This window comes from Ruegeria sp. CDSB114 (assembly GCF_059611025.1).
This window is the reverse complement of sequence record NZ_JBXWOT010000002.1, coordinates 278950-305390: the sequence shown is the minus strand read 5'-3', so window position 1 is coordinate 305390 and position 26441 is coordinate 278950. Positions and strand designations below refer to the sequence as shown.

Annotated in this window: 25 protein-coding genes; 6 read left to right on the top strand and 19 right to left on the bottom strand. The window is 57.3% G+C overall.

Annotation, left to right across the window (positions count from 1 at the left end; genetic code table 11):
• Positions 1-6: 6 nt before the first annotated feature.
• The 3 genes from AC2FIP_RS09015 to AC2FIP_RS09005 all read right to left on the bottom strand — a co-directional run bounded on the left by AC2FIP_RS09015 (position 7) and on the right by AC2FIP_RS09005 (position 3690).
• On the bottom strand, positions 7-1212 hold the full coding sequence (locus AC2FIP_RS09015; RefSeq protein ID WP_496786043.1) for a branched-chain amino acid ABC transporter permease: 1206 nt from the start codon (positions 1210-1212) through the stop codon (positions 7-9).
• Positions 1213-1215: 3 nt separating this feature from the next.
• Complete coding sequence (locus tag AC2FIP_RS09010) at positions 1216-2247, bottom strand: branched-chain amino acid ABC transporter permease (RefSeq protein ID WP_142635752.1); 1032 nt, start codon at positions 2245-2247, stop codon at positions 1216-1218.
• A gap of 96 nt (positions 2248-2343) precedes the next feature.
• Positions 2344-3690 carry a substrate-binding protein gene (locus AC2FIP_RS09005; RefSeq protein WP_142635750.1) on the bottom strand — a complete coding sequence of 449 codons (1347 nt, stop codon included), beginning with the start codon at positions 3688-3690 and terminating at the stop codon, positions 2344-2346.
• Positions 3691-4449: 759 nt separating this feature from the next.
• On the opposite strand from AC2FIP_RS09005, the gene AC2FIP_RS09000 reads away from it, so the two are divergent.
• Together AC2FIP_RS09000 and AC2FIP_RS08995 are read left to right on the top strand one after the other, a co-directional pair.
• On the top strand, positions 4450-5295 hold the full coding sequence (locus AC2FIP_RS09000) for a helix-turn-helix transcriptional regulator (protein WP_496786042.1): 846 nt from the start codon (positions 4450-4452) through the stop codon (positions 5293-5295).
• Positions 5295-5786 carry an A24 family peptidase gene (locus AC2FIP_RS08995; protein ID WP_496786040.1) on the top strand — a complete coding sequence of 164 codons (492 nt, stop codon included), beginning with the start codon at positions 5295-5297 and terminating at the stop codon, positions 5784-5786. The genes AC2FIP_RS09000 and AC2FIP_RS08995 overlap by 1 nt, the downstream gene beginning before the upstream one ends.
• Positions 5787-5799: 13 nt before the next feature.
• Here AC2FIP_RS08995 and AC2FIP_RS08990 read toward each other — a convergent pair whose 3' ends face one another.
• The 9 genes from AC2FIP_RS08990 to AC2FIP_RS08950 all read right to left on the bottom strand — a co-directional run bounded on the left by AC2FIP_RS08990 (position 5800) and on the right by AC2FIP_RS08950 (position 14320).
• Complete coding sequence (locus tag AC2FIP_RS08990; protein ID WP_142635745.1) at positions 5800-6783, bottom strand: type II secretion system F family protein; 984 nt, start codon at positions 6781-6783, stop codon at positions 5800-5802.
• A gap of 13 nt (positions 6784-6796) precedes the next feature.
• Positions 6797-7825: a type II secretion system F family protein gene (locus tag AC2FIP_RS08985; protein ID WP_142635743.1), complete on the bottom strand. Its 1029-nt coding sequence runs from the start codon at positions 7823-7825 to the stop codon at positions 6797-6799.
• 11 nt (positions 7826-7836) lie between these two features.
• Positions 7837-9234 carry a TadA family conjugal transfer-associated ATPase gene (locus AC2FIP_RS08980; RefSeq protein ID WP_496750077.1) on the bottom strand — a complete coding sequence of 466 codons (1398 nt, stop codon included), beginning with the start codon at positions 9232-9234 and terminating at the stop codon, positions 7837-7839.
• A 48-nt stretch (positions 9235-9282) separates the two neighbouring features.
• Positions 9283-10488, bottom strand: coding sequence for a CpaE/TadZ family protein (locus AC2FIP_RS08975; RefSeq protein ID WP_496786038.1), 1206 nt, complete (start codon positions 10486-10488; stop codon positions 9283-9285).
• A gap of 11 nt (positions 10489-10499) precedes the next feature.
• Positions 10500-11138 (bottom strand): TadE/TadG family type IV pilus assembly protein, encoded by a 639-nt coding sequence (locus tag AC2FIP_RS08970; protein WP_496696259.1) that lies wholly within the window; start codon positions 11136-11138, stop codon positions 10500-10502.
• The gene (locus AC2FIP_RS08965; RefSeq protein ID WP_271948250.1) at positions 11135-11626 is read right to left on the bottom strand and encodes a TadE/TadG family type IV pilus assembly protein; all 492 of its coding nucleotides are present in this window, start codon (positions 11624-11626) and stop codon (positions 11135-11137) included. Before AC2FIP_RS08965 ends, AC2FIP_RS08970 begins: the two co-directional genes overlap by 4 nt.
• Positions 11623-13107, bottom strand: coding sequence for a pilus assembly protein TadG-related protein (locus tag AC2FIP_RS08960; RefSeq protein WP_496786036.1), 1485 nt, complete (start codon positions 13105-13107; stop codon positions 11623-11625). Before AC2FIP_RS08960 ends, AC2FIP_RS08965 begins: the two co-directional genes overlap by 4 nt.
• A gap of 30 nt (positions 13108-13137) precedes the next feature.
• Positions 13138-13965, bottom strand: a complete 828-nt coding sequence (gene cpaB, locus AC2FIP_RS08955) for a Flp pilus assembly protein CpaB (RefSeq protein WP_142635731.1) — start codon at positions 13963-13965, stop codon at positions 13138-13140.
• Between the two features lie 163 nt (positions 13966-14128).
• Complete coding sequence (locus AC2FIP_RS08950) at positions 14129-14320, bottom strand: Flp family type IVb pilin (protein ID WP_496676410.1); 192 nt, start codon at positions 14318-14320, stop codon at positions 14129-14131.
• 381 nt (positions 14321-14701) lie between these two features.
• Here AC2FIP_RS08950 and AC2FIP_RS08945 point away from each other — a divergent pair, with 381 nt between their 5' ends.
• Positions 14702-15700, top strand: coding sequence for a LacI family DNA-binding transcriptional regulator (locus AC2FIP_RS08945; RefSeq protein ID WP_496786034.1), 999 nt, complete (start codon positions 14702-14704; stop codon positions 15698-15700).
• On the opposite strand, the gene AC2FIP_RS08940 is transcribed toward AC2FIP_RS08945, so the two are convergent.
• Together AC2FIP_RS08940 and AC2FIP_RS08935 are read right to left on the bottom strand one after the other, a co-directional pair.
• Positions 15701-16834: a Gfo/Idh/MocA family protein gene (locus AC2FIP_RS08940; protein ID WP_496786032.1), complete on the bottom strand. Its 1134-nt coding sequence runs from the start codon at positions 16832-16834 to the stop codon at positions 15701-15703.
• 37 nt (positions 16835-16871) lie between these two features.
• Positions 16872-17975: a Gfo/Idh/MocA family protein gene (locus AC2FIP_RS08935; RefSeq protein ID WP_496786030.1), complete on the bottom strand. Its 1104-nt coding sequence runs from the start codon at positions 17973-17975 to the stop codon at positions 16872-16874.
• Between the two features lie 126 nt (positions 17976-18101).
• Here AC2FIP_RS08935 and iolC point away from each other — a divergent pair, with 126 nt between their 5' ends.
• The 3 genes from iolC to AC2FIP_RS08920 are packed head-to-tail and all read left to right on the top strand — an operon-like array spanning position 18102 to position 20752.
• Positions 18102-19070, top strand: coding sequence for a 5-dehydro-2-deoxygluconokinase (gene iolC, locus AC2FIP_RS08930; protein WP_496786141.1), 969 nt, complete (start codon positions 18102-18104; stop codon positions 19068-19070).
• 9 nt (positions 19071-19079) lie between these two features.
• On the top strand, positions 19080-19916 hold the full coding sequence (locus AC2FIP_RS08925; RefSeq protein WP_496701653.1) for a 5-deoxy-glucuronate isomerase: 837 nt from the start codon (positions 19080-19082) through the stop codon (positions 19914-19916).
• Entirely contained in the window at positions 19913-20752 is an 840-nt protein-coding gene (locus AC2FIP_RS08920; protein ID WP_281995348.1) for a class II fructose-bisphosphate aldolase, read from the top strand. Before AC2FIP_RS08925 ends, AC2FIP_RS08920 begins: the two co-directional genes overlap by 4 nt.
• Before the next feature lie 49 nt (positions 20753-20801).
• On the opposite strand, the gene AC2FIP_RS08915 is transcribed toward AC2FIP_RS08920, so the two are convergent.
• Genes AC2FIP_RS08915 through iolD form a run of 5 tightly spaced genes read right to left on the bottom strand, consistent with a single transcriptional unit; the run spans position 20802 to position 26361 of the window.
• Positions 20802-21560 (bottom strand): SDR family NAD(P)-dependent oxidoreductase, encoded by a 759-nt coding sequence (locus AC2FIP_RS08915; protein ID WP_496786028.1) that lies wholly within the window; start codon positions 21558-21560, stop codon positions 20802-20804.
• Positions 21557-22363 (bottom strand): 5-deoxy-glucuronate isomerase, encoded by an 807-nt coding sequence (gene iolB / locus AC2FIP_RS08910; protein ID WP_496786027.1) that lies wholly within the window; start codon positions 22361-22363, stop codon positions 21557-21559. Before iolB ends, AC2FIP_RS08915 begins: the two co-directional genes overlap by 4 nt.
• Before the next feature lie 39 nt (positions 22364-22402).
• Positions 22403-23584 carry a phytanoyl-CoA dioxygenase family protein gene (locus AC2FIP_RS08905; RefSeq protein WP_281995350.1) on the bottom strand — a complete coding sequence of 394 codons (1182 nt, stop codon included), beginning with the start codon at positions 23582-23584 and terminating at the stop codon, positions 22403-22405.
• 48 nt (positions 23585-23632) lie between these two features.
• Positions 23633-24532 carry a myo-inosose-2 dehydratase gene (iolE, locus tag AC2FIP_RS08900; RefSeq protein WP_496786025.1) on the bottom strand — a complete coding sequence of 300 codons (900 nt, stop codon included), beginning with the start codon at positions 24530-24532 and terminating at the stop codon, positions 23633-23635.
• Positions 24529-26361 carry a 3D-(3,5/4)-trihydroxycyclohexane-1,2-dione acylhydrolase (decyclizing) gene (iolD, locus tag AC2FIP_RS08895; protein ID WP_496786023.1) on the bottom strand — a complete coding sequence of 611 codons (1833 nt, stop codon included), beginning with the start codon at positions 26359-26361 and terminating at the stop codon, positions 24529-24531. The genes iolE and iolD overlap by 4 nt, the downstream gene beginning before the upstream one ends.
• Positions 26362-26441 lie beyond the last annotated feature (80 nt).

The window sequence follows — 26441 nt, the reverse complement described above, 5'->3', positions numbered from 1 at the left end:
GCCCCCTTATTCCGCTGGCTCGGTTTTGCCCTTCGGGGCATCATCGGCGCCTGGTTTCTTACGCTTGAACCAACCCATCAGCCGCTGACCACCTTCAACCAGCCCACCCGGCAGATAGATCACCACCAGCATGAACAGGATACCCAGCGTCAGATGCCAACCCTTGCCGATGAACGGATGGATCAGGAACACAACCGCGTCCTCAAGCCCATCGGGCAGGAAAGCGAACCAGCTGTGCAGAACATTGTCGTTGATCTTCGAGAAGATGTTTTCGAAATACTTGATAAAGCCTGCTCCCAGTACCGGCCCGATCAGGGTCCCTGTACCGCCCAGAATTGTCATCAGTACCACCTCGCCCGAGGCAGTCCACTGCATCCGTTCGGCCCCGGCCAGCGGGTCCATTGCGGCCATCAGCCCCCCCGCCAGACCGGCATACATGCCTGAAATCACAAAGGCTGCCAGAGTGTAGGGTTTCGAATTTAGACCGGTATAATTCATCCGCTGCTGGTTGGATTTCACCGCCCGCAGCATCATGCCAAAGGGCGAGCGGAAGATGCGGATAGAGAGATAGAACACCGCCATCATGATCACCGCACACAGGTAATAGCCCGCGTTAAAGTCAAAGCTCCAGGCACCCACATCCAACGTATAGGTCGCGCGCATGGGAATGCCGAACAGATGCGGTAGGTTTGGCGCGCTGGCCGATTGCAGGATCTGCGGATCGTCCGCATAGACCTGCAAGCCGGTCTCACCATTTGTCAGGTTGAATTTTGGGTTCGAAAGCACCGAATAGGCCAGCGCAAAGCTCATCTGTGCAAAAGCCAGCGTCAGGATCGAGAAATAGATGCCCGACCGACGCAGGCTGACAAATCCGATCAGCAGCGAAAACAATCCAGCAACCAGAACGCTGAGTGCGATGGCCGGAATGACGTTATAGCTGAGCAGTTTGAACATCCACACAGCGGAGTACGACCCCACCCCAAGAAAGGCCGCATGGCCAAAGGACAGGTATCCGGTCAATCCAAACAGAATGTTGAAGCCGATCGCAAAGATCCCAAAGATCACGAACCGCTGCATCAAATCGGGATAGCCCGCGTTGAACTGCGCCATGGCGCTGCCTTCGGGGAACGGGTTCAGGATAAAGGGCGCCAACAGGGTCAGCATGGCGACGATGATCAGCAGGCTGGTATCTCTCTTGTTCAGTCCCAACATGGCTTATTCCTCCATCACGCCTTTGCGCCCCATCAACCCGCGTGGACGGGTCAAAAGCACGATGATGGCGACAAGGTAGATGATGATCTGGTTGATGCCGGGGATCGTGGTCGTGGCCCAGGTGGTCGACGCAAAGCTTTCGAGCACGCCCAGCAGGAACCCGGCCAGAACCGCGCCCGGCAATGAGCCCATCCCCCCCACAACCACAACCACAAAGCTGAGAACCAGAAAGTCCATGCCCATGTGATAATTTGGGGGGTTGAGCGGCCCGTACATCACCCCGGCAAGACCCGCGACCGCGGCCGCAATCCCGAACATGATGGTAAACCGCCTGTCGATATTTATCCCCAGCAGGCCCACCGTTTCACGATCTGCCATGCCAGCCCGCACGACCATGCCAAAGGTTGTGAATTGCAGGAACGAGAACACCGCTCCGATAATGCCAACGGCAAACCCGAAATAGACCAGCCGCCAGATCGGATAGATGATGGCGTTGGGATCGAATCCAACCATGATGCCAAGATCAACAGACCCACTCAGCATATCGGGGGGCGGGGTCTGGATCGGATTGGCACCGAAGAAATATTTGATGATCTCCTGCAGCACGATCGCCAGGCCAAAAGTCACAAGGATCTGATCCGCATGAGGGCGCTTGTAAAAATGTTTGATCAGCCCGCGCTCCATCACATAGCCGACAAACAACATGATCGGGATCGCGAACAGGACAGCCAGAGGAACGGACCAATCTATGATTGACGCGCCAATCTCGGGGCCGAACCAGGCCTCAATATACGGGGTTTCAACCTTCAGCGGGTTGCCCAGAAAATCTTTCTGACTTTCATCAAGGGTCACGTAGCTCAAGTTAAAGAGTTTTTGCAAAGACACCGCGCAGAACGCGCCAATCATGAACAGCGCCCCATGGGCAAAGTTCACAACTCCAAGCGTTCCGAAAATCAGCGTCAGGCCAAGCGCGATCAGCGCATAAGCCGACCCCTTGTCCAACCCGTTCAGAATTTGCAGAAGAATGGCGTCCATAGTCCCCACCTTTGGCCTGTCCAGTGGACTCCCCCATAGGCGGGAGAGCCCGTTTTCTAGGTCAGAGAATTTTCGTCGAAAATTCTCGCGCTTGTGTTACGCGCCCGGATTGCATTTACCCAGTTCGCCACCGGCAAACATCGGGTGCTCGGGATCGTATTCGACCTGCGCGCGTGGGGTGATCTCGACGATCTCCAGCGTGTCATAGGCGTTGGTCGGGTTCTCGTTGCCCCGCACCACCAGCACATCCTTGAAGCACTGATGATCCGCGCCACGATACCATGTCGGTCCGTTGCCCAGACCGTCGAACTCAAAGTCTTCCAGCGCTTCGGCGACACCACAGGGGTTGAAGGTACCCGCCCGTTCACACGCATCCGCATAGAGCAGAACCTGCGCATAGCAGGTCTGAGCCGAATTGGACGGCGGCTTGCCGTATTTCTCACCAAAGGATTTCACAAAGGCCTTGGTGCCTTCGTCTTGCAGCTGCCAGTTCCAGTTCATCGAACCCAGCACGCCCTTGATGTTCTCGCCAGCACCAGCAGCCATCAATTCGGAATACAGCGGCACGACAATCTTAAAGTCTTTGCCGTTGGCCACCTTGTCGAGTAGACCGAACTGAATCGCATTGGTCAGCGAGTTCACCATGTTACCGCCATAGTGGTTCAGAACCAGCACATCCGCGCCCGAGTTCAGAACCGGCGCGATATAGGACGAGAAGTCCGTCGACGCGAGCGGTGTTTTGACCGTGTTGACCGTTTCCCATCCCAGGGCTTCGGTCGAGGCCACAATCGACTCTTCCTGAGTCCAGCCCCAGTTGTAGTCAGCGGTCAGATGATAGGCCCGGCGTTCACTGCCCATTTCGGCAGCAAGAACCGGCGCCAGAGCAGCGCCCGACATGTAAGCATTGAAGAAATGGCGGAAACCGTTCGCCTTCTTGTCCTTACCGGTCGTGTCGTTGGCATGGGTCAGGCCAGCCATGAAGATCACGCCCGCTTCCTGACACAGACCCTGAACTGCGACAGCCACGCCCGAGGACGAGCCGCCGTTGATCATGATCGCACCGTCTTTTTCGATCATCGACTTGGCCGATGCGCGTGCGGCGTCCGATTTGGTCTGGGTGTCGCCGGTTACGAACCCGACCTTTTTACCAAGAATCCCGTTCCCTTTCAGGGCCTTGGACGTAAAGGTGTTCAGGCAACCGCCATCGCCCTCACCGTTCAGATGCTCGACTGCAAGCTGCTGTGCCAGCAGTTCATCATTACCCTCTTCTGCATAAGGCCCGGTCTGCGGAACATTGAAACCCAATGTGACAGACGACCCAGAAGGTTCGTTAGTATATGCAGCAGCCGACGATGCGGTAAAAATCGTAGGTAGGGCCAGACCGGTACCGGCAACAGCACCAGACTTCAGCACGCCGCGGCGTGTGACAGATTTATTAGTCATTCATTCCTCCCAGTTCCCTGTTTCACGTCTGTTGGCTCCTCTTCCAGCAAACGATTGCGCAGGTTTACGCACCGCGAGTATGGCGGGGGTTCTGAAAATTTCTCAATAACCTATTCAAAAAGCAGCTATGTTATGTAAACAAATGAACACCTAGGTGCGGATTCTTGTAAATTTTCAAACAACTTATGCTTCTTAAGAATTGAAATTAAAAGGTATTATTTGAAAACAAGCCGGTGATCGCCATACAGGCAGTGCCGCTCTGCTCGGCAAGCAAGAAGTTGTTGCTAAATCTAAAGGAGAGCCCGGGCCGTATGATACAGCTCAGATGGTCACCGGGATGAGCTGACTTCCCCTGCAGATCAAGCCGTTTGAACCTGGGTTTTCAAACCCGAAGCATCGTGCAAATCAAGAATTGTGACAAATTGAAAAACGGTCAATCCCTCCACGGCTGCATCGGTGAATACAGGCAACCGCCCGACCAACCGACGACCAAACAAGCGCAATAACCTTACAAAAAAGGCATAAACCACTACGCTTCGCCCCGTATTCCGCGAATAGGTCAAAGAAATAGTCCGCGGATTTTGCGCAGTTTGTTTACTGAAAGGCGACGAATTGATCGTACATAATTAGGTTAATGATTTTTTAGATGAGTTTTAAACGACTATATAGAACTATAGGAATGTAAAGAATCGGTAGGAGGTTGCGCACTCTTATATTGCAAATGCGCGTTTATGTTTGTTCGAGTACAGGTTGTTATCTATGGTCCGGGGGAATGCTCAGAGCGCTGCGTGGTTGCCAAACGCGCTTCATGCCAGAGCCATCATTAATTTCATTCATTGGAGCCAGGCAGGCGTCGTTCTTGATGCCGCGCTTGAAGGTATCGTCAAAGCATTTGGCGCCGATTGTGCTGTCATCAGCCGTGTGTGGCTGAACAAGGGGGCCCATCGTGTTGCCGCACGGGCTGACACACGGAATCCAAAATTCCAAAGACCGTTGTTTCATTCTTTCGCCAACGACGCCCTCGGCCCGTTTCGGAACAAACCAAAACGCGCCTCGGTGTTTAGTCTGCGAGATGACGGGGCAGACCCCAGTGATATCTCCGCAGTTTTGTTGGATTGGATGTCGCACCGCAAGCTGGATGACATTCTGTTCATATGCCTGGACCATAACGGCGGCGAAATCGACTTTCTGGAACTTCATTTCGGGCAGAGTTCCGAACCCGGTTACCGCGAAGCTATTGAACAAGTGGCTCCGCAACTATCCGAGACCTATCAGGCCCGCCGAGCCGGACTGATCACTGAATCATTGTCTCGGCAATCAGTCACCGCACTCAGAAAATCATACAGTGAAGCACCTATTCTCAGCACCGAGAACCCAACGGGCCTGACCCGTGCCGAATGGCGTGTTTGCGTTCTTGTTTCACGCGGGCTGTCGCCTCAGTCCATTGGTGCCGAACTTGAGATCGGACCAGCGACAGTTCGCACGCATCTCAAGCATATCTATTCAAAAACGGCGCTGGACACCTTCCACATGCTGGCCCGGCGCTTGGTATCGGTAGAAGAGCGCGAGGCCCTTTTTGGGAAACCTGGCCAGGCACGTGCCTGATGCCTGAACTGGACTGGCAGTCCTGGCTGACATTGTGGGTATTCACACCGCTGTTCGTAATGATCGCCTGGACGGATTTCACCCAAATGCGCATCCCTAACCTGTACTGCCTGCTGGGCGGTGCAGTCGTGCTTATGACCGCGCCGTTTCCGGATTGGAACCAACTGCTGCTGCGCCTTCTTGTGGCCGCAGCGTGTTTTGCGATTTGTTTCGGTCTGTTTGCTGCGGGTTGGCTGGGCGGCGGCGACGCCAAGATACTGCCAATCGTATTTGCCGCAATTCCGATCCCAGTCGTATCGACCTATCTGCTAATACTGGCAGGCTGCATGGCAGCGGGGCTGATCGGAATGTCGCTGTTTCGGCGCCTCGCCCGACAAACTTCCCCGCATATCAAGTCGACCGCCCAGTCGCGCGAATTTCCTCTTGGAATCGCTATCGGATCATCCGGGGTGATCCTAGCAATCTGCTCGGCTACTGCGCTTTGGTTCTGACCATGTCAGCGTCTTAGGGGCCAAACGCATCCATATAACGGATCACGATCGGGGCCAGGATCAGCCCGGCGATTGCAGGCAGCATAAAGCTGGCCATAACCGCCGACATTTGGACAGGCAACTTGTTGGCCTTTTCCTGTGCCCGCACCTCGCGCAGTTCACGCATTTCTTCGGCATAGGTGTTCAAAGCCGCAGCCAGGGGAACGCCAAACCGGGTCGATTGCAGCACAACGCTTACGAATGAGCTCATTTCCTCGATACCTGTTCGACGCGCCATACGCATCAGCGCGGTATCTCGGTCACGCCCTGCCTGAATCTCGGAAAGCGCAATCAGCATCTCTTCGGACATTTCCGGCGCGACAAGCTGCATTTCGACCGCCACTTTCAGTAAGGCCTGATCAAAACCGAGGCCAGCTTCGATACCGATCTGGAGCAGATCCAGCATGTTCGGAAACGCATTTTCCATCAGACGCTTGCGCTCTTTGATCCGGGCGCCCATCCATAACTGCGGTATGAGATACCCGATCCCGCACAATACGCCGACATTCCGGATAATCTCGAACGCGTTCAGGCTGGACGTATATTCCGCGATCCGCGCACCCAAGTTGTTTGCCGGTTGCCAGGACATCAGGAAGAGGAAGGCCAGCGGCAGGAACGTCGCCAGCCCCAAACGGATAAGATAGAAATTCACGATTGCGTTTTTGCTGCGAAATCCGGAACGCGCCAACACCTGCCCAACTTCGAAACGTACACTGGCATCGCTGGGTATCAGGGCCGCACTCAAACCTGTCGGCGCTTCGCCCTCGACTTTTTCTGGAACTGCCCGTGACAAAGCCTGACGTGGTCGGCTTGACACCATGCGCTCTGCGGCTGTGGACCGTTCGCTAAGCGAGGACGAGATACCAAGAAACGCTACGACCGCACCTATCAGCACACAACCCAGAACCAGGATCTGCGTTGATAATTCGCTATCAAAAATCGAACTCAAATACTCCATCGAATACGCCTCTTCAAATCCGGAAATTCACAAGCTTGAACATCACAATCGCGTTCAGGACGATGGTCACGGCGATAACGCTCATGACTGGCACAAAGGCCGGAGAGTCCGCGACATCGCCATAATATGTGGGCGTCATGATGGTCATGAACACGGCAATGCCAACGGGAATGGATGACAGGATATATGCTGTCATGCGGCCTTCGGCCGAGATGGCCTTGACCTTGCGACGCAATGACATGCGCGCTCGGATCACGCGAGCCAGCGTGCGCAGGATGCCGGCCAGGTCGCCACCTGTGCCGTGCTGCATCATCAGTGCAACAGCTAGATATTGGATATCTTCTTCATCGATGCGGTCAGCCATGCTTTTGATCGCAGTTGTCAGTTCTTCGCCATAAGAGACCTGATCAACGACCAGCCCAAACTCGGTTCCAATCGGGTCAGGCATTTCTTCGGCGACACTTTGTAAGGTTGTGTTCAGTGGGTGCCCCACCTTCAATCCACGGGACATCAGGTCCAGCGCATCGGGCAACTGCTTGATCAACGCCGCCTTGCGCTTGCGCAACGTCACCCCCAACGCAACCAGTGGCGCAATCAGGAAAACAAGGGCGCAGGTGGGGACCACTTTCAACGGATCAGCCACCATAGACCCACCAATGGCCGAGATCAGAAAGGCTGCGCCACAACCGGCCAGAAACATTTCGGGAACCATGTTCAGGCCCGAAACCTTCAACGCCAGAGGCAAATCCCCCACCAGCGGGAAACTCCGCAACAGTGGCTTGGCTTCCTGCGGTTTCAACAGGCTGAGGACATCCTCACCCGACTTCCCCTCGGACAGCATCTGAATTCGGCGGTTGATCGCCTCTTCGCGGTTTTCGCCACGCCGCATAAACTGACGCAGCCCTTCAAAAGCAATCAGCGCACCCAGGAAAACCGCAAGCGCAAGAACAAACCTGACATCGAACCCGGCAACTTCCATTTCCGGGCCGATCAGGTTGTTGATGTTCAAATTGGCCAGATATGACCTGATTTTCTCGAACATCCCAGACCTCCTTAGTTGAACTTGACGGTGGACAGGTCGACCCCGGCAGCCGCCAGTGCATCACTGGATTTTGGTCGAATTCCCGTGGGCATGAACCGGCCCAGAACCTTGCCGTTTTCATCCTTGCCTTCGCGCTTGAAGACAAAGATGTCCTGCATGGTGATGATGTCGCCTTCCATTCCAGTCACTTCCGAGATCGAAGTAACCCGGCGCGTCCCGTCTGACAGTCGGTTCAACTGAAGCACAAAGTGGATTGCCGAAGCGATGGTGGCCCGGATCGCCGAATGCGGCAGCTCCATCCCGCCCATCTGTACCATCTGCTCGACCCGAGACAGCGCATCGCGTGGACTGTTGGCATGAACGGTCGTCATCGAACCGTCATGGCCAGTATTCATCGCCTGCAGCATGTCGAAGGCCTCTGATCCGCGCACCTCGCCGACCACAATACGGTCAGGGCGCATCCGCAGCGCATTGCGGACAAGATCACGCTGGGCCACAGCGCCGGTCCCGTCCAAACCGGCTGGGCGGGTCTCCATGCGGAGAACATGTTCCTGCTGCAGTTGCAGTTCAGCAGCGTCTTCGATGGTCACGACCCGTTCGTTGCCGCCGATATAGGAAGACAAGGCATTCAGCATCGTCGTTTTACCTGATCCGGTTCCTCCGGAAATCAGGACATTCATCTTTGCCTCGACCAGACCGCGCAACAACGCCGCGGCACTGTCATTCAATGCATCGTTCTTAACCAACCGCTCCATCGTCAGCGGTACGCGCGCGAATTTACGGATCGACAAGGCCGGCCCGTCCAGCGCGCAGGGCCGAATGATCGCGTTTACACGGCTGCCATCCTCAAGCCGCGCATCCACCCAAGGCTGGCGTTCATCGATACGACGGCCAACACGGCTGACAATCTTGTCGATGATCCGCAGCAAATGGCGTTCATCCCGAAAACGCGCCGAGGTTTTTTCCAGAATACCTGAACGTTCGACGAAAATCTGCTTGTGACCGTTCACCAGAATATCGTTGATCGAAGGGTCGGCCAGCAAAGGCTCCAGTGGCCCAAGCCCAAGCACCTCGTGCATCAGTTCTTCGACCAAAAGCTTGATTTCCTCAGACCGCATGGCCCGGCCCTCGGTCCGCAACAGATCAGTTGCGTGTTTGCCGATTTCGCCCCGCAATGTGTCTTCTTCGACCTTGTCGATCACAGCCAGATTCAGCTTATCAAGCAACGAGTTGTGCATCCGGGCCTTGAGGTCAATACGGTCCATCTCGCGCTCGCGCTCCATGGCACGGCGTTCGGCGTTCTTGACCTCGATATCAGCAACATTTCCGTTCGGCTGTTTCGTGTCCAACGGCACAACTTTTGGGGATTGGGATGTAGTGCGACCCGTTCTGTCAAATTCACGAAACATTCTGCTTTACCTTTTACTTAACTGATCTTCACATCTTCGGACTTCGATTTACAGTTTGCCCACGCGTGGCGGCAGAGAAACTGTGGTTTCCTGCGCGATGCGGCGGATGGCCCGTGTCAGAGGCGCCCGATTTGAGACCTCTTGCAGAGGTACGCCCCGGTCCACGCATTCACGAACGGTTCGCTCATCCTTGGGAACCCAATGGGCGAAATCCTGTTCCAACAGCTTTGCTGCTGCACGGTGGTGCGCGGCCGGGATCAGGGGTTTCTTTTCCAGGCTCGCAACCAGCTGGATTTCCAAGGCCGGGTTTTCGGCGTGATAGAAATCCATCAATTTCCGCGCTGACCGGATCGAAGGCACTGCGACATCCGTTACCAAAAGCAGCCGGTCGGCTTGCGACAACACCGGCGTGATCCACTCGACCAGAGCTCGCGGCAGATCAATAATCACATAATCATGGCTGCGCTTGAGGCTGTCCAAAATGGCCGAGATCTGTTCTTCATTAATGGCACTGAGAGGACCAAAGCGCGACGGTGCAGCCAGAACATCAACCCCGCAGGGGGACTTGGTCATGGCCTGTTCCAGAAAGGCGCCATCGGGAATGCTCTCATCCATCGCCATCCGCCACATGGCGTCACTTTCCTCAACATCCATCAGGGCGGCAATAGATCCGAACTGAAAATCCAAATCGACAACCGCGACCTCATTGGCGGCTTTCTTCTTGAAGAACCCTTCCTTGGCCTGTAGCTCGTTGGCCAGATTGGCAGCGACGATAGACGATCCAACCCCACCACGGGATTTGGCCACGGCGATCACTTTGCCCAGGGTTGCCTGACCGCCCCACACGGCCGGCAACTGCGCCTGACGGCGGGCCCGGATTGCGTCCACCTGCGGCACAATTTCCTCGTCGATCCACTTTCTCGGAAGAACGTCATCGACACCAAGCTTTTTCAGCTGGCGCGCCTTTTCCAAGGGCAAATCCTCGTGGGCCAACGCAATGATGATCGCATTTGGCATACGGGCATCACAGATTTTCCGTGCGGTTTGCAGTAGGTCCCCGGAATTCTCATCCACATCGAACAGAACAACATCATGCTCTGCAGTCAGCGAGATCGCAGAGCCGTTTACCCCCGCAACGGTGTCCTGACGACCGGTGAACCGGCAGTTCGCCTGCCCCCGTAACGAGCCTTCTATGGCCGAGTAAATCTGCTCGTCCGGTGAAATCAACAATACTGAAATCTGCTTGGCACTCATTATGTTTCTCCTTACTCACTCGCCCCGGCCGCCAGATCTTCGGCGGGAACCGATGTGCTCATCGCGGGAAGAGAAATACTGTTGGGGGTATTTGACGCAGGTGTTGTGCCGTTCGAGGCAAGAGCGGCCAGACCGGCGATTGGCATCATGAAGTTAAAGTTTACGTTAACAAGTTCGGCGGTAACGACCGGCGTATATGGCCCCCCTAAAAATCCAAGGCGCGCGTCATGCGAATATCCGATCTGTACGTTGGCGGCAGTCGTTCCCGGTGGCAGCAACATGCGGATATCATTCCAGACACGTGCGCCGTAATCCGTCGCGGTATTCAAAGGGCAAGGCGCAGGCAGGGCAGGCACGGCACAGACATTGCCACTGCGGCAGAGCACCCCAAATTTCGTACTTGTAGGAGCGCCGCTTGCCAGCGTGTGCTCGGTCGGCAACGCACCGCAAAGCGGAGGCCCAAGAGTTGCCAGCCTGGATGCTTTTTGCATCGCCTTCTGCGCCATGGTAGTCGACCAGAACAACCGGCCATAATCCACAATGCCGAACATCAGCAACAGGAACAGTGGAATGACCATCCCCAATTCGACCAGGGCGGCGCCACGCTCCTGACGCCGGAAGGTCCGCAGGATATGCGACAACCGGGTCATACGCCGAACACCCGGCTCTGATCCGAAATCACCGTGTCAAGCGTGCTAACAGCCCCGCCGAACAGGCCCAGAACATTGCCCAGGATAAAATCAATCTGGATTTTCGCGGTCACTTCGACCACTGAGGTCGGGTCAATACGATAGCTGCCAGACCGCGATATGCAGGTCGGGGTTACATCCACCAGCGTTGTTCCGACCGGCAAATGCGCCCCACCGCCCAGTCGGTTGGCGACAATATCTGTGGCCATTGCATCATAGCTTGCGACGCCGCCCGCGCTGCATAGATCCAGCGGTGCGATGCGAGCGATCATACGTGACGCATCCCGTACGCCGGCAGATGTCGCCTGATGTATCCAGGTGATCCGGCTGCCCTCGATGATCACAACAAAGAACAGCAAGATAACCGGCAGAACCATGGCAAACTCGACCATCGGCGCGCCAGACTCGCAGCGCTGAAAGCGTGAGAGGAAGCGACCCAGCGGCTTCATCGGTACAGCCTCACGACATCGCGGAAAATGCCATCAACGGCACTGCCACCAACTCCGCCGCCAACCTGTTTGACCACCTCGACGAAGATGTCGAAATCTGAGCCTGTGGATTCTTCAAGTGGCTGAAACAGAAATACTTTTACGAATTCCTTCACCGGCACATCGGTGGCCCGCCCGGAAACCGGGTTCGCGGTGCAGTCAATCGCTGCGGCGATGAACGTACGCCGCTCGGGATCGGTGCTGGGTTGGCCTGAACATTGGGCGCGGCCGGTCTCGTCCCGTCCGGTGACGATATCGCCCGACCCGGCCCGGCTGACCTCGTCCAGATATACCTGATACCGGGTGTTTCCTGTCGGTGCGCCCTGCGCATGCGGTGTCAGCGTACCGTCCGGTCCAACTCCATAATTCATAAGATTGTAAGCCGCTTGCCCTGACGTCCAGTTGCCATTGCCAAAACGGCTGCCATTACAAAGACCACTCACCGGGTCAAAGCAATCATCCGGCGGCATTGGAATAGTATTGGTCGACAGGTCCGGGTTGTTTTTCACACAGCCCCCGCCAGAATGGTCCCAGCCTGAAATCACATTTGGACCCGGCGCATAGTCTGGATCGTTCTTCAGTTGGTTCATGGTCGCCTGGAACATATCGAACCGCGAATTGTAGATCGCGCTGCCAATCCCGTTACGCTGACCGGGTTCGGTGTCGACACCGCGCTGAGACACGCATTTAGTCAGGTTCCCATTCGCAGCAATGAGGCAGATATACAGCTTTGAGCCGGTTAGACCGGCGCATGGCCCGTTTGGATTGATCCCGATATCCGTTGGATCCAGAAATCCGAAATTCCCCGGCCCCCAGGCCGAGTTGTTGCCGCCAGTACGCAATTTGATGGAAGCGCCGATATTGGCGCTGGAGGTCCAGCCCGACGGGATGCAGAACATCAACGGCGTTACGTCACAGGCGTATGCTGAATACCCAGCGATCGAGACTGAATTCACCTCTCCAGACGGGCCGGCGACACCCAGCAAGCTGGCCAGCGATCGGCCAAAAGGCAGGAAAACAGTCCGTGGTGTCGCGGTCACCTCGACCAAGACGGCACGCGCCGGGTCTGTCGTCACAAAGGGCGTAACCGAGTCGTTATCGTCTGGGTCTGCCACCGGAGTAGGCAATCCGGTCAGAAAGCGAAGCGAAAAATCCGCAGAAGTTCCAAGGCTTTGGCTGCCATCCGCGAAAAACTGTTCGTCGTCGATCATGCCGGATGCCGCAGCTGTTGCACGTGTAATGGCGTCAGCATTGCCATCCAGCTCACCTGCGGCGGCAAGCGCCACGTGGTCGGTATAGGCTTGCAGGTCAGTTTGGGTAGAGGCGATACGCCCCAGATCAAAAGTCAGTGCAGCCATTCCGATCATGACGACCATGAACATGCCGACAAAAACCAGAATTGTGCCGTCTTCTTTGTCCCTGATTTTGCGTAGCGAAGTCATATCAACCTCCCTCGAAAGACCAACCTGACCTCAGTTCACCGGCTCAGTTGTTGCACTGGTGTTCCCAAAGACCTGAATTTCCTGAACGTCGGTTGCCCCACGGCGAACTTTCACAATCGGCCTGGGCGTGCCCTCTTCTAGCGGTGATTTTTCAAGGAGGATGTCGCTGAGGCGAACCGCTTCCAGCGGCTTATCCTCTTCTGTTTGCAGAGACCGCAGAGACAGGCTGAGCTGCCCAGCCTTCTGCGCCAGAGCCAACTTCTGACCTTCATCCGGGGTGACCTCGATCGTAACCGTGCGGGCAATGCCCGGTTGGTCAAGCTCTTCATCCGCGGTTTGGTCCACGCCGATGACCCGGATATTCTGCAGGATCGTCACTGCACGCAGTGTATCATTGGTGCCGCGGGTCAGAACAATGTCGACAAAGTCGCCAGGCGTTACAAATCCGCCTACCCCTGTCTGCGCGTCGACATTGATCGCCATCGCGCGGTTATTCTCGCCAATCGTCTGAACGATTGTCACTTTTTCACCAAAATCGGAAACTTTCGAGGTCAAAAGAATTTCACCCTGCGCCAAAGCGCGCTTGGCCCGGCGAGGTTCTATGCCGGCGGCAGGCAAGACATCATCAAAGCTTGTAAAAACACCTGCAGGCACAGATGCAGTAGGCCAATCAATGGTCGTCAGCTTGTGCCCTTCGATCGGCGTTCCGAATGCGATATCTTCGGCCACGGCCACAACACGAACTATGGTTGGTTCACCCGCTGACTGATTCCGTCGGATCTGATCCTGTGCCAGAATGACTGCGCCACCCGCCAAACCTATTCCCAAGAAAGTCATCAAAAATGATTTAATACGCATGGTATCCTCCAATTCCCGGGAAAACTCAGGATAATTACTTAATTGGGCCTGAATGGCCAAACCGACCGCTTATGCAAATCAAAGGTGGTCTGGTAGGAAACTGACGCCCCACGCTTGCGAGTGGGAAGTCAGATTTTTAATGCTAGAAAAATCGGCCCGCCGTTTAAGGGGTTGTTGTCCGCTTGGCTGCCGAGTTTGCATCACTAAAGTTGCTGCTGGTCGTGCCAGCCAAATTGGTCAGAATTGTCCCGCCGACGACAATCGCAACAAACAGCGCGATGCCATATTCAACCAGGGTGGCGCCACGCTCGTCTTTGCGCAGCTTCAGAAATACTTTGCGAATTCCATTCAACATTACTTGAACTCCAGACTGTTTTACCAAAGTGCGAAATCCCGCACTGACACGAGGAACACACCCCCGTTAACTAAATCGTTACCGATGAGGCGGTGCCGAAACCTCCCCACAAACGAAAAGAAATTCCCGCTTAGGGCGAATTTTCGATCATTTTGGGCGGAAATGTGTCAAATCGCGGACCGATTTACGGTGCGCGGCGGCAGATTTACCTGATCTCCCGTCAGAAAGAATCGACTGTTGAGAAGCTGCTCGGGGTCAATAAACCGGGCCCCGCGTCAAACGAGCAATCATTTGCAACCGATTGCAGCCGCCAGACTAACTGGCTTAGTATCACGACATGAAAATGTCTGTCATCCCACCTTTCTTCTGCAGGTACGAAACATGAGCGTCACCCTAAAAGACGTCGCAGCTCTGGCCGGGGTGTCGCGCTCTGCCGTGTCGCGCACCTTTACCGAGGGTGCCTCGGTTTCGGCAAAAACCCGAAGCAAGGTGGAAAAGGCCGCGGCGGAACTGGGTTACAGCCCAAACGCCCTGGCCTCGTCCCTGACCACGGGGCGGACAAAACTGATTGGGTTGATCTCGAACAACTTTCACAACCCGATTTTCCTTGAAGTGTTCGATCAGTTCACACGTGCCTTGCAAGAACGTGGATTACGCCCGTTGATCGTGAATCTGACGGATGAGACCGAGCCTGCCAATTCCGTTCGGATGCTGCGCCAGTATTCGGTCGACGCAGCGATCGTGGCCTCTTCGACCCTGCCGCCTAGTTTCGCCAAGGCGTTTCACGATGCCGGTGTTCCGGTTGTGCATACGTTTGGGCGCTCTGCGACCTCACCAGAGGTACATGTCGTCGGGATCGACAATGTTGAATGTGGTCGCATGGCCGCCCGCGAGCTGCAGGCGCGGGGCTATCGGCGCGTTGGATATCTGGGCGGGCCAAAAGATGCTACCTCCGCCATGGATCGATATCAGGGCTTTATGGAAGAGGCGGAAAAGCACTCCGATCTTGAGGTGACATACTCTTTCGCTGGGGCCTATTCATTTGAGGCGGGGCGCGCGGAAATGCTGGATCTGCTAAAGGGTCAACCAGCCGAAAGCTATTTCTGCGGCGATGACATTCTGTCCGTCGGTGCGCTGTCCGCCCTGTCGGATCACGGGCTGAAACCGGGCAAGGATATCGGGATCATCGGCTTGAATGACATGGAGATGTCGCGTTGGGAAAGCGTAAATCTGACAACCATCCACCAACCGATCAAGCAAATCATCACCTCGTCTGTGGATCTGGTGGAAGAGATGCTGAAAGACCCCGAGCGTTATCCCGAGGCCCGCATTTTCCCCTGCCGCGTAGTCGAAAGGGGCACGCTGCGCCCCCGCACCTAGTCAGCGGAACATAGGGGGGCGCGCATCCTTCCAGGCTCCGTCTTCATTGCCCGACGCAACGGCAGCATGGACCGCTGCGATAGACCGTACCCCATCCGCTGCGCCTGGCAACCCGTCGCGGGTTTCGCCACGAATGGCATCGGCCAGATCGCAATAGATGTTGGCTACAGCCAAGGGAAACCCTTCAGGATGTGCGATGGCTACCCGCGACAGGCGCTGGGCGTCCTCGTACAAGCCACCTTCGCCCTTTTCAATGATCTGTGTGCGGCCGCCGACCGGTGTATAGAGCAACTGGTTGGGCTGTTCCGAGGTCCATCGCAGACCGCCGGTTTCACCAAAGACCTGAATGTCGAACCCATGTTGGCGTCCGATCGCAACGGACGAAGTCCACAAGCGCCCGACGGTGCCACACTCTGTGCGGAAGTTGACCATGGCATCATCCTCCAGCACGCGGCTTGAGATGGTCGAGGCCATGTCGGCGGACAGCAACGTGACCTCATCATCGCAAATGAAGCTGGCCATATGCAGCGCGTGTATACCGCAATCCGCGAACTGCCCCGAGACACCGGCCATCGCCGGATCATACCGCCAGCGCACGCGTGGATTGTCGGCGTCAGTGGCATCCCCGTGGTGGCCGTGGCTGAAATTCGTCACGACCAGACGCACCTTGCCGATATCCCCGACTCTCACCATTGCACGTGCCTGGCGCACCATCGGATAAGCCGAATAGCAATAATTCACGGCGCATAGCTTGCCCGATGCTTCGGCGATGCGCACGATCTCTTCGCCTTCTTCCACGGTCATCGTCATCGGCTTTTCGCACAGAACGTTAAAACCCGCCTCGAGATAGGCCTTGGCAATTTCAAAATGGGTCGAGTTCGGTGTCGCGATTGTAACCAGATCGATGCGGTCGCTACGGTCTTTTTCACCGGCTAGCATCTCTTGCCAGTCGCCATAGGCGCGATCAGTTGCAACGCCCAGACGCTGTGCATATTCACGTCCCACGTCGGGGCGGTGGTCCAACGCTCCGGCAGCGAACTCAAACAGCCCATCGGCCTGTGCGCCAAGGCGGTGCGCGGGGCCAATCTGGCTGCCTTCACCGCCACCGATCATGCCCCATTTCAGCTTTGTCATGGTCTTAGTCTCTCTTTGGAAATTGGGTGGTGAGCTTTCAGAAATCGCTGATATCTGTCCATTGCCGCCCGTCTGACGATGCCAATGCAGCCGCCAGAACGCGGTTCACCTCGTGCCCATCGCGGAAGGTGGGCCAGGTATTCTGTCCGGAATGGATGGCCTGCAGGAAATCCTTGGCCTCGATAATGATCTGATCCTGATAACCTGTGCCGTGCCCCGGACCCTGGCAAAAAGGTTCGTAATCCGGGTGCGCAGGGCCTGTCAGGATCTTGGTAAAACCGCGTGCAGCTTCGGGACCTTCGCGGCGGTACAGCCACAAGGCATTCTGGTCCTCCTGATCGAACCGGATCGCACCTTTGGTACCCGAGACTTCATAGGCGTAGCCCATCTTGCGACCCGTTGCGACACGGCTGAAATAGAGGTTGCCCATGACCCCGCTTTCAAAACGGCACATCATCTGCGCGTGATCATCATTGGTAACTTCGCCGCCGGGGCGATGCCGGTGCACCGTCTCCACATCGGCCATAACCTGAGTGATCGGCCCGATCAGCGCCAACGCACCATTCACCATATGCGGAGCAAGATCGCCGATGGTTCCATTGGCCATTCCCGTTGTGCGCCAGGTTGCCGGGGCCTCGGGGTCGGCATAGAAATCCTCGGTATGTTCGCCACGGAACCATGTGACCTGACCGATTTCCCCTTCAGCAATAAGCTGACGCGCATATTGGCTAGCGGGCGTACGGATATAGTTGAACCCGACCATGTTGATTGCACCTGTGGCCTCGGCTGCCGCCACCATCGCGCGGCTGTCGTCCAAGGACGCCCCCAAGGGTTTTTCGCACAGCACCGGTTTACCAAGGGCAAACGCCGCCTCAGCGATTTGACGGTGTGTCGATTGAGGTGAGGCGATCACAATGGCCTCGACCTTTGGATCCTCGACCAGCATGCGCCAGTCATCGGTGGCGCGCTGGAACCCGTAGGCGGCGCGATAGACTTCCGCGCTTGCAGATGTCGAGGCACAGATCACCTCAAGCCGCGGGCGCAGCGCGGTGTCGAACACCGCACCTACCGCTGACATCGCGACGGAGTGGGCCTTGCCCATATAGCCGCCGCCAACAATTCCAATTCCAATTTCAGGCATCTGCCGCGGCCTCGCACATATCATTTGCAACCGGTTGCAAAATCAGTATCGTGTGAATCGATTCAACGCAAGGATCAACACACCTTGCCGACCCTTTTCGCCGGAGGAAATGACGTGACCGCTTTGATGGACGGTATCAAAGGAAACCGCTTTGGCGTCTTGGGTCGTGCGGGCATGGACCTGTTTGCCGATCCCATCGGCGAGAAAAGTGAGGATGCCGACGCGTTCCGGGCCGATCTGGGCGGTTCATCGGCAAATATATGTGTGGGTCTGGTCAAGCTGGGCAGTCAAGCGTCGCTGATCACCTCGGTATCTGACGACGCGGTCGCGCGGTTCTGCTTGAACCGGCTGGCGCATTACGGCGTCGATACGTCCAATATACGGGTTGTAAGGGGCGAATACCGCATGTCGCTGGCAATCTACGAAAGCCGGACAGAAGATTTCCAGAATGTCATCTACCGCAATGGCGCAGTCGATTTCCAAGTCACCGAAGAGGATATGGACCAGGTCGAATTCAGCTCCTTCTCGGCTGTGATCTCGGCCGGAACCGTCTTTGCGGCCGAGCCTTCGCGCAGCGCAACATTCCGGGCCATCGACACGGCCCGCAAGGCCGGTGTGCCCGTAATATTTGACATAGACTATCGCCCTTACAGTTGGCCCTCACCCGAAGTCGCGTCCGAGGTCCTGTCCCGCGCCGGTGACGCCAGTGATCTGATCGTAGGCAATGACGAAGAATTCGGTTTCATGGCGGGCGGGATAAACAAAGGGTTTGCCAAGGCGCAGGAACTGGCGGCCAAACCAGGCCGCGTGGTGATATATAAAATGGGTGAAAAAGGCGCCATCACGCTGATGGACGGGCAGGAATTTCAGACAGGCATCTATCCGGTGACTGCCGTCAAGCCGAATGGCGCAGGTGACAGTTTCATGGCCGGGTTACTGGCCTCGGTTGCAGCGGGGTACTCGCTGAAGGACGCGGTGATGCGCGGATCGGCCTGCGCCTCGATCGTCGTGTCTCAACCCGGCTGTGCGCCCGCTATGCCGACTACCGAACAGCTAGACACGTTTCTGGCCACCCATCCCGGCCCCACGGCATAGGAGATCCCAATGCATATCGCCCCCTATGAGAACCAGAACAAACCCATCGTGGATGCCGATGACCCAATGGTGCCCCTGAACTATTTCAACATCGTCAAACTGAAACAGGGCGAGGCGTTCGAATATCAAGTGCCGGGGTATGAGACCTGCATCGTCCCGGCCACAGGTACGGTCGATGTGGATGTCGAAGGCGTGCAATTTGCCAAGCTGGGCAACCGAGGAGAGGATGTCTGGGATGGAGAGCCAGAGGGCGTTTATGCACCCGTTGGCGCCAAGGTGCAGATCGTCTGCGCCTCGGACCACACCGAAGTCTTCATCGCGGGCGCCAGATACGACAAGGTGCTGGACCCGTTCGATGTCCGCCAGCACGATCTGGTGCAGTACGGCAGCGACGACACCAAAACCCACCGCAAGATCAAGCACATCCTGGGCCAGAAACAGCATGACAAGGTGGGCCGTCTGCTGGTGAGTGAGTTGTTCACCGTGGGTCAGGGGGGATGGTCGGGGTTTCCCAGCCACAAACACGATACCAACCGGTTGCCGGATGAAACCCGCCATGACGAGACCTATAATTTCCGTTTCAAACCCAACTGGGGCTCGGGCCTGCAGATGCTGCAGCGCGAGGATAACGAACCGGGCGACGCCTATCATATCATGGACGGATCGACCGTCTGTATCGACAAGGGTTATCACCCCTGCTGCGTCCTGCCGGGGTATGAGATGTACTATTTCACGATCCTCGGCGGCCTGACCCAACGCTCGCTGGTCCAGTATTTCCAGCCCACCCATGCCTATCAGATCGAAACCATACCGGGCATCAAAGACATGATTGCAAAATTCAAATGACCCTCGCCACACTGAAAGACGTTCTGCAACCTGCCTATGATCAGGGCTATGCCGTCGGTGGTCTGGTGACCCTGGGCTGGGAAGACATGCGCGCTTATGTGGCCGCTGCCGAAGCTGAGAACGCTCCCGTGATCCTGCAGGCCGGTCCCAGTTGTCGCGAGCACACACCCCTGCCCATTCTGGGCAAGATGTTCCGCTATCTGGCCGAAAACGCCTCTGTCCCCGTCGTCGCCCACCTGGACCATGGGTACACGTTCGAGGACTGCAAAATCGCGTTGGACAGCGGCTTTACCTCGCTGATGTTCGACGGGTCGCGCAAGCCATTGCAGCAAAACATCGATGAGACCGCGGCCATTGCCGAAATGGCCCATGCGGCAGGGATTTCATGCGAGGGGGAGATCGGCTTTGTGGGGTATTCCGGTGGCGAAGGCTCAAATGGCACCGACCCCGAGGAAGCCGCGAAGTTTGCACGCGAAAGCGGCGTCGACGCGATGGCGATTTCAGTTGGCAATGTTCACTTGCAGCAAAACAAAGAAGGTGGCCTGGATGAGGCGCGTATCGCCGAAATCGATGCCGTGACCGAAGTGCCTTTGGTCATTCATGGCGGGTCCGGTGTGCCGGTAGAGCAGCGTATGAAGCTGGCGCGCGAGACCTCGATCTGCAAGTTCAACATAGGAACCGAGCTGCGTATGGCATTCGGAAATGCCATGCGTGAAGCCGTCAATCGTGATCCTGAACGGTTTGACCGCGTCACGATCCTGAAGGAAACGCACGACCCGGTTGAGGCCGCTGCCCGCACCGTGATCCGTGCCTTTGGCGCCCCGCCGCAGCGCTAGGTCGTCATGCTCCCAGTCGACTGGGAGCGCATCGCCAAGCGGCATCCCCTCAGATCGAGCCGCCTTCGACCATGAAATTCCCCGCGCTGCACATGGCCGCGTCGTCCGAGGCCAGAAACAGGACCATGCGCGCCACATAGACCGGCTCAATCGGGTCCGGGAGACATTGACGATCCACCTGCTTGGCCAGCGCCTCGGGTGTCACCCATAACACTTTTTGCCTCTCCGTCATGATCCAGCCCGGAACTACCGTGTTCACCCTGATGCGATGGCCGCCCAACTCGCGTGCCATGGTGCGGGTCAGGCCGTGAACGGCTGATTTGGCGGTGGCATAGGCCGGGAATCCTGCCCCGCATTCCCACCAGGAATTCGAGCCTAGGTTGACGATGGCCCCCTTGCCCTTAGCGATCATGCCCGGGGCCACCGACTGGATGGCAAAGAACATATGGCGGATATTGGTAGCCATTCGGTCATCCCAATACTCCGGCGTTACCTCGCGCCAGTCGTGGCGTTCGTCATGGGCAGCGTTGTTGACCAGAACATCCGCCTCGCCCAGCGTGGCGACCAGCCGCTCGAACGCGGTCTGCAGTGCCTCAATGTCGCGCAGATCGCATTGGGCAAAGGCATGCTGCCCGTCCAGTTCCGCTAATAGCGCTTGGCCCGCGTCTGCGTTCAGATCCACATACCCGACCCTGGCCCCCTGGGCGGCGAAGGCGCGAACCGTTTCGGCGCCGATCCCCCCGGCCCCACCGGTGATAAAAACTGTTTTTCCCGCAAGACCCGGGTAATTGGCGAAATTCGTGCTCATGCGTCGCGCTCCATGATCCATTCTACTTCGGGGGCGGCTACAAAGCGCCATTTCCGCAACGGGCCGGCCATGACGTTCAGGTAGTACATTTCAAACCCATATGGTGCGCCACAGGGATGATGCCCCCGAGGCACAAGCACGACATCACCATCCGACACGGCCATAGCCTCGTCCAGATCACCATCATCGGTATAGACCCGTTGGATGCCAAACCCGTTCGAGGGGTTCAGACGGTGATAATAGGTCTCTTCCAGATAGGTAATGCGGGGATAGTCATCCTCATCATGGCGGTGGCTGGGGTAGGAGGACCAATGGCCGTTGGGCGTGAAGACCTCGGTCACCAGCAGGCTGTCGGCGACGTCTTCGGCCTCCATAGCGATATTGTTGATATAGCGCGTATTCACACCCTTTCCACGCTCGGTCAGCGTGATGCCATCCGGCCCGATCCGACGCGCCGGATGGCCGCCGTTGCCGGGGGCCAAACACACGGCCACAACGCAATCGGTTTCCGCCACGGCCTGCCATTCGGTGCCGTTGGGCAGGTACAGACAATGCGGCGGCGTCTTTTCAAAGACATCCATGCGGTCACCCAGCACACCCCAATCCTGCCCGGCCCCGGTGATATGCGCCTTGCCCTCGACCATGACCAGGATGACCTCATTGTCACCGGTTTCTTCGGCCGCCCTGTCGCCTGCGCGTAGGTGGTAAAGACCGAACCCGACATAGCGCCATCCCGCAGAGGCAGGGGTGATGTCATGCACCTTGCCATGGGGGCCGCGTGGTTTCCTGAGCAGGTTGGCCATGGGGCCTCCTTTCTGGGCGCGCCGGCCCGGTTCGTAACGTCAGGCGGATTGTCGGGTTTTCAACGCCGAAAGTGCCGAGGTCAGTTGCTCTGGCGTCCATTCTTCGGCGACCGCACGCCGCAAGATATCCGCCTGGCTTTCCGGCGCATTACCACCAATCGGGGGATCTGTGTCCAGATTTGTCGGAAACGGATAGCCTTCGGCCGTCGCCGCGATGGCCGCGTCCAGCTCGGACCCAGTCAGCTCGCCGCTTTGCTTCAGGGCCACCAGTGACGGCAGCACGGCCTGCGCCATGGACCGGCGGTCGATGGCCTCCATCGCACGACCAAAAGCGGATGAGATCTGCAACAAGTTCGCCATGCGGTCGATATCCGTGCTGCGGTTCTCGCCGGCCGAGTGGAACAGTGCGGGGTTGAAGAACACCGCGTCGCCTTTGTTCAACGGCACCTGAACATAGCTCTTCTCAAAGTGGTCCCTGTGCGCGGGGTCGTGAAAGCCAATATATCCGGCTGGATATAGCTGTGAAAACGGCAACAGTTTGGTGGGCCCGCTTTCCACCGGCATGTCACAATGTGCCACTGCCCCCTGCAAGGTCAGCGCCGCCGTCAGCAGATGTGCATGCACCGGGTACCGGGCAGCGCTTTCAGCGGTCTGAAAGCCCAGATGGTAGTCCCTATGCGCCTGCTGTGCCTTGCCGCCGGGGCGGACCTGATTGACCTGAGCCGTGACCTGATAGTTCGGCCCCAGCCATGCCTCGCAGGCGGTGGCAACAGCAGCGTTGCCGAAGTATTTTGAGAAACCTTCCGGATCGCGCAGGCAGTGCTTTTGCAGCGCATTCCAGATCCGGTCATTCGCACCCGAGGCGGCAAAATGATCACCCTCGCCTTCGCCGCTTTGGCGTTCCTCGTCGATGATCTGCCGAAAAACCTCGGTCGCCCGGTCGATCACCGACAGATCCTGATAGGCCCCTTTCAGCGCGATCACCCCGGCGGATTGGTTCAGCACATGGCCCCATTCCGCCATCAAAGCGCGCCGTTGCCCTGTATCTTCCAGCGCGGGACGCAGGGCATTCATGTCATAGACGGGGACGTTCTTTTCGATCATCGCGGCCTGCGGAACCATGTCCGAGGTCAGTTTCCGAGAGGTCAACACCTTGAATTCGTCCAGATCACAGGATTCCCGGTCAAAATACCCGACATATCCAATTCTTTGACTTACCATGATTTTCTCCTTCTTCATGGCCTTGGTGTTGCCCCTTGGGGCGGTTTGTTAGTTGGTGATCTCCAATCTTGCCTGAGCGCAGACATCGACAATGTGGTCGTAGCCCATCTTGGAATACTCTTGGGGTGGGGCCTTGGCGGGGTCCTGTTCGGCCTCGACCACGATCCAGCCGCTATAACCCATAGATTTCAACGCATTCGCCACGGCTTGAAAATCAATGCAACCATCGCCAGGCACGGTGAACGCGCCCGCGACGACAGCATCCAGGAAGCTGCGGTTGTTTTCGCGCACATCCTGTACGACCGCCGGACGGATATCCTTGAAATGGACGTGATGCACCCGGTCGCCCCACCGATTGAGGGTCGCCATCACATTGCCGCCACCAAACAGCAAGTGGCCGGTATCAAAGCACAAGCCAACCTCGGGGCCCGACCCTTCCATCAACCAGTTCACATCATCTTCGCTTTCGATAATTGTGCCCATGTGGTGGTGATAGGCCATCGGCATGCCCTGATCAGCCATCCATTTGGCCAGCTCGGTGATTTTGGCGGCATAGGCCAACACCTCATCCCGGGACAGTTTCACCCGGTCATTAACCGCGACCCCGATCTGCCCCTGCACAGTGTTCGAACATTCGGCATAGACGATGCACGGGCTGTTGAGCGCTACGAATTGTTCGACCTGCGCGCGCACGGCCTCGCGCTCGGCGGCAAAATCGTTAACCAGAGAAGCCCCAGAACACCAACCGCCACACAGGGCGATATCATTGGTGTCGAGATAGGCGCGCAGACCTTCGGTATCGCCGGGCATCCGCTGACCGCGTTCGACGCCGGTATAGCCGATCTCGCGCGCCTCTTTCAGGGCCTGTTCCATCGTGTAAGCCGCGGTCAGGTCCGGCAGATCATCATTCTGCCATGCAATCGGAGAGATGCCGATCTTCACGCTCATTTCGTGTTTCTTTCCTTGATTGCAACCTCATAGGCCGCGCGCTTTTCATTGACTGCCGGGCGGATGCTGACCTCGGGCACGGCCACTTCCCACCAGGTGCCACCATGCTCGGTCGACGGGTATGGGTCGGTGTCGATCACCACCACATAAGGGCCTGTGACCTCGCCACGCTTGGCCAGCGCCTGTTCCAGCTCAGCGATTGACCCCACCTTGACCGAGGTCGCGCCCATTGCCGCCGCATGAGCCGCAAAGTCGATGGCCGAGGGTGTTTCGTGCACCGCGTGATCCAGCAGATTGTTAAACTCGGCCCCGCCGGTGCCCATTTGCAGACGGTTGATGCAGCCAAAGCCCCGATTGTCGGTGATCACCACGGTGAAAGAGATCCCCATCATCGCCGCCGTCGCCATTTCGGAATTCGCCATCATATAGGTGCCGTCACCGGTAAAGCAGATCACGTCGCGATCGGGTTGAGCCATCTTGATCCCCATTGCACCGGCAATTTCATAGCCCATACAGCTGAACCCGTATTCCATGTGATAGGCACCGGGGCGCGGCGCTTTCCACAGCTTGTGCAACTCACCCGGCATGGTGCCTGCGGCGCACATGACCACCGTGTTATTGTCCGAGGCGCGTTGAACCGCGCCCACCACCTGCATATCCGTGGGCAGCGCATTGCCGTCGCCGGGCGCGTCGGTCAGCGCGTCGACCTTGCCAAACCAATCCGCCTTCAGCGTGTCGGCCACCGGGTCGGCCCGGTAGCCGTGCAAGGCTTCGCCAAGTTCCTCTAGCCCAACACGCGCATCGCTTTGCAGCGGCATAGCGCCGTGTTTTTCGGCGTCATAGGCGGCGGTGTTCAGGCAGATCATCTCGCGTTCCGGGTTAGAGAACAGCCCCCAGGACCCGGTCGTAAAGTCCTGCAACCGTGTCCCGACAGCCAGCACCAGATCGGCCTCGGCGCAAGTGGCATTTGCAGGCTCACCACCGGTTACGCCGACCGGGCCAAGGTTCAGCGGATGATCCCAGGCCAGAGCCGATTTCCCGGCCTGCGTCTCGGTGATCGGGATATTGTGAGATTCCACAAAGCTCTGCAGCACATCCGTCGCGCCCGAGTAATGCACGCCACCTCCGGCGACGATGACCGGGCGTTTGGCCGACCTGATCGCAGCCACGGCACGGGCCAGTTCTGCTTCATCCGGGCGGATGCGGCGCTGATACCAGACCCTCGGTTCAAAGAAACTTTCGGGATAATCATAGGCTTCGGCCTGTACATCCTGACAAAAGGCCAGCGTCACCGGTCCGCAATCGGCCGGGTCGGTCATGGTACGAAAGGCGCGTGGCAAGGCGGTCAAAAGGTGCTCGGGGCGGGAAATCCGGTCATAATACCGGCTGACAGGGCGAAAACAGTCATTGGCACTGACAGTGCCATCGCCGAAATCCTCAATCTGCTGCAAGACGGGATCAGGCCCGCGCGTTGCAAAGACATCGCCCGGCAACAGCAGAACCGGCAAGCGGTTCACATGCGCCAAGGCCGCAGCGGTGACCATATTGGTGGCCCCTGGCCCGATGGAGGATGTCACGGCCATCGCACGGCGACGCCGCATCTGCTTGGCATAGGCAATCGCGCAATGCGCCATGGTCTGTTCATTATGCCCGCGATAGGTGGGCAGGCTGTCTTTGACGCCATGCAGTGCTTCGCCCATCCCGGCCACATTACCATGGCCAAAGATGGCCCAGACACCGGCGATAAAGGGTTCACCCGCTTCGTTCATCTGCGCGCCCAGATAGCGCACCAAAGCTTGCGCTGCGGTCAGTCGGACTGTGTTGCCCATAGTGATACCTTTCAACACAAGGCCATCTCGGCCATTCCTGCAATTTCGAAATTAGCGGGCCTGTGGCCCAGACGGGGGAA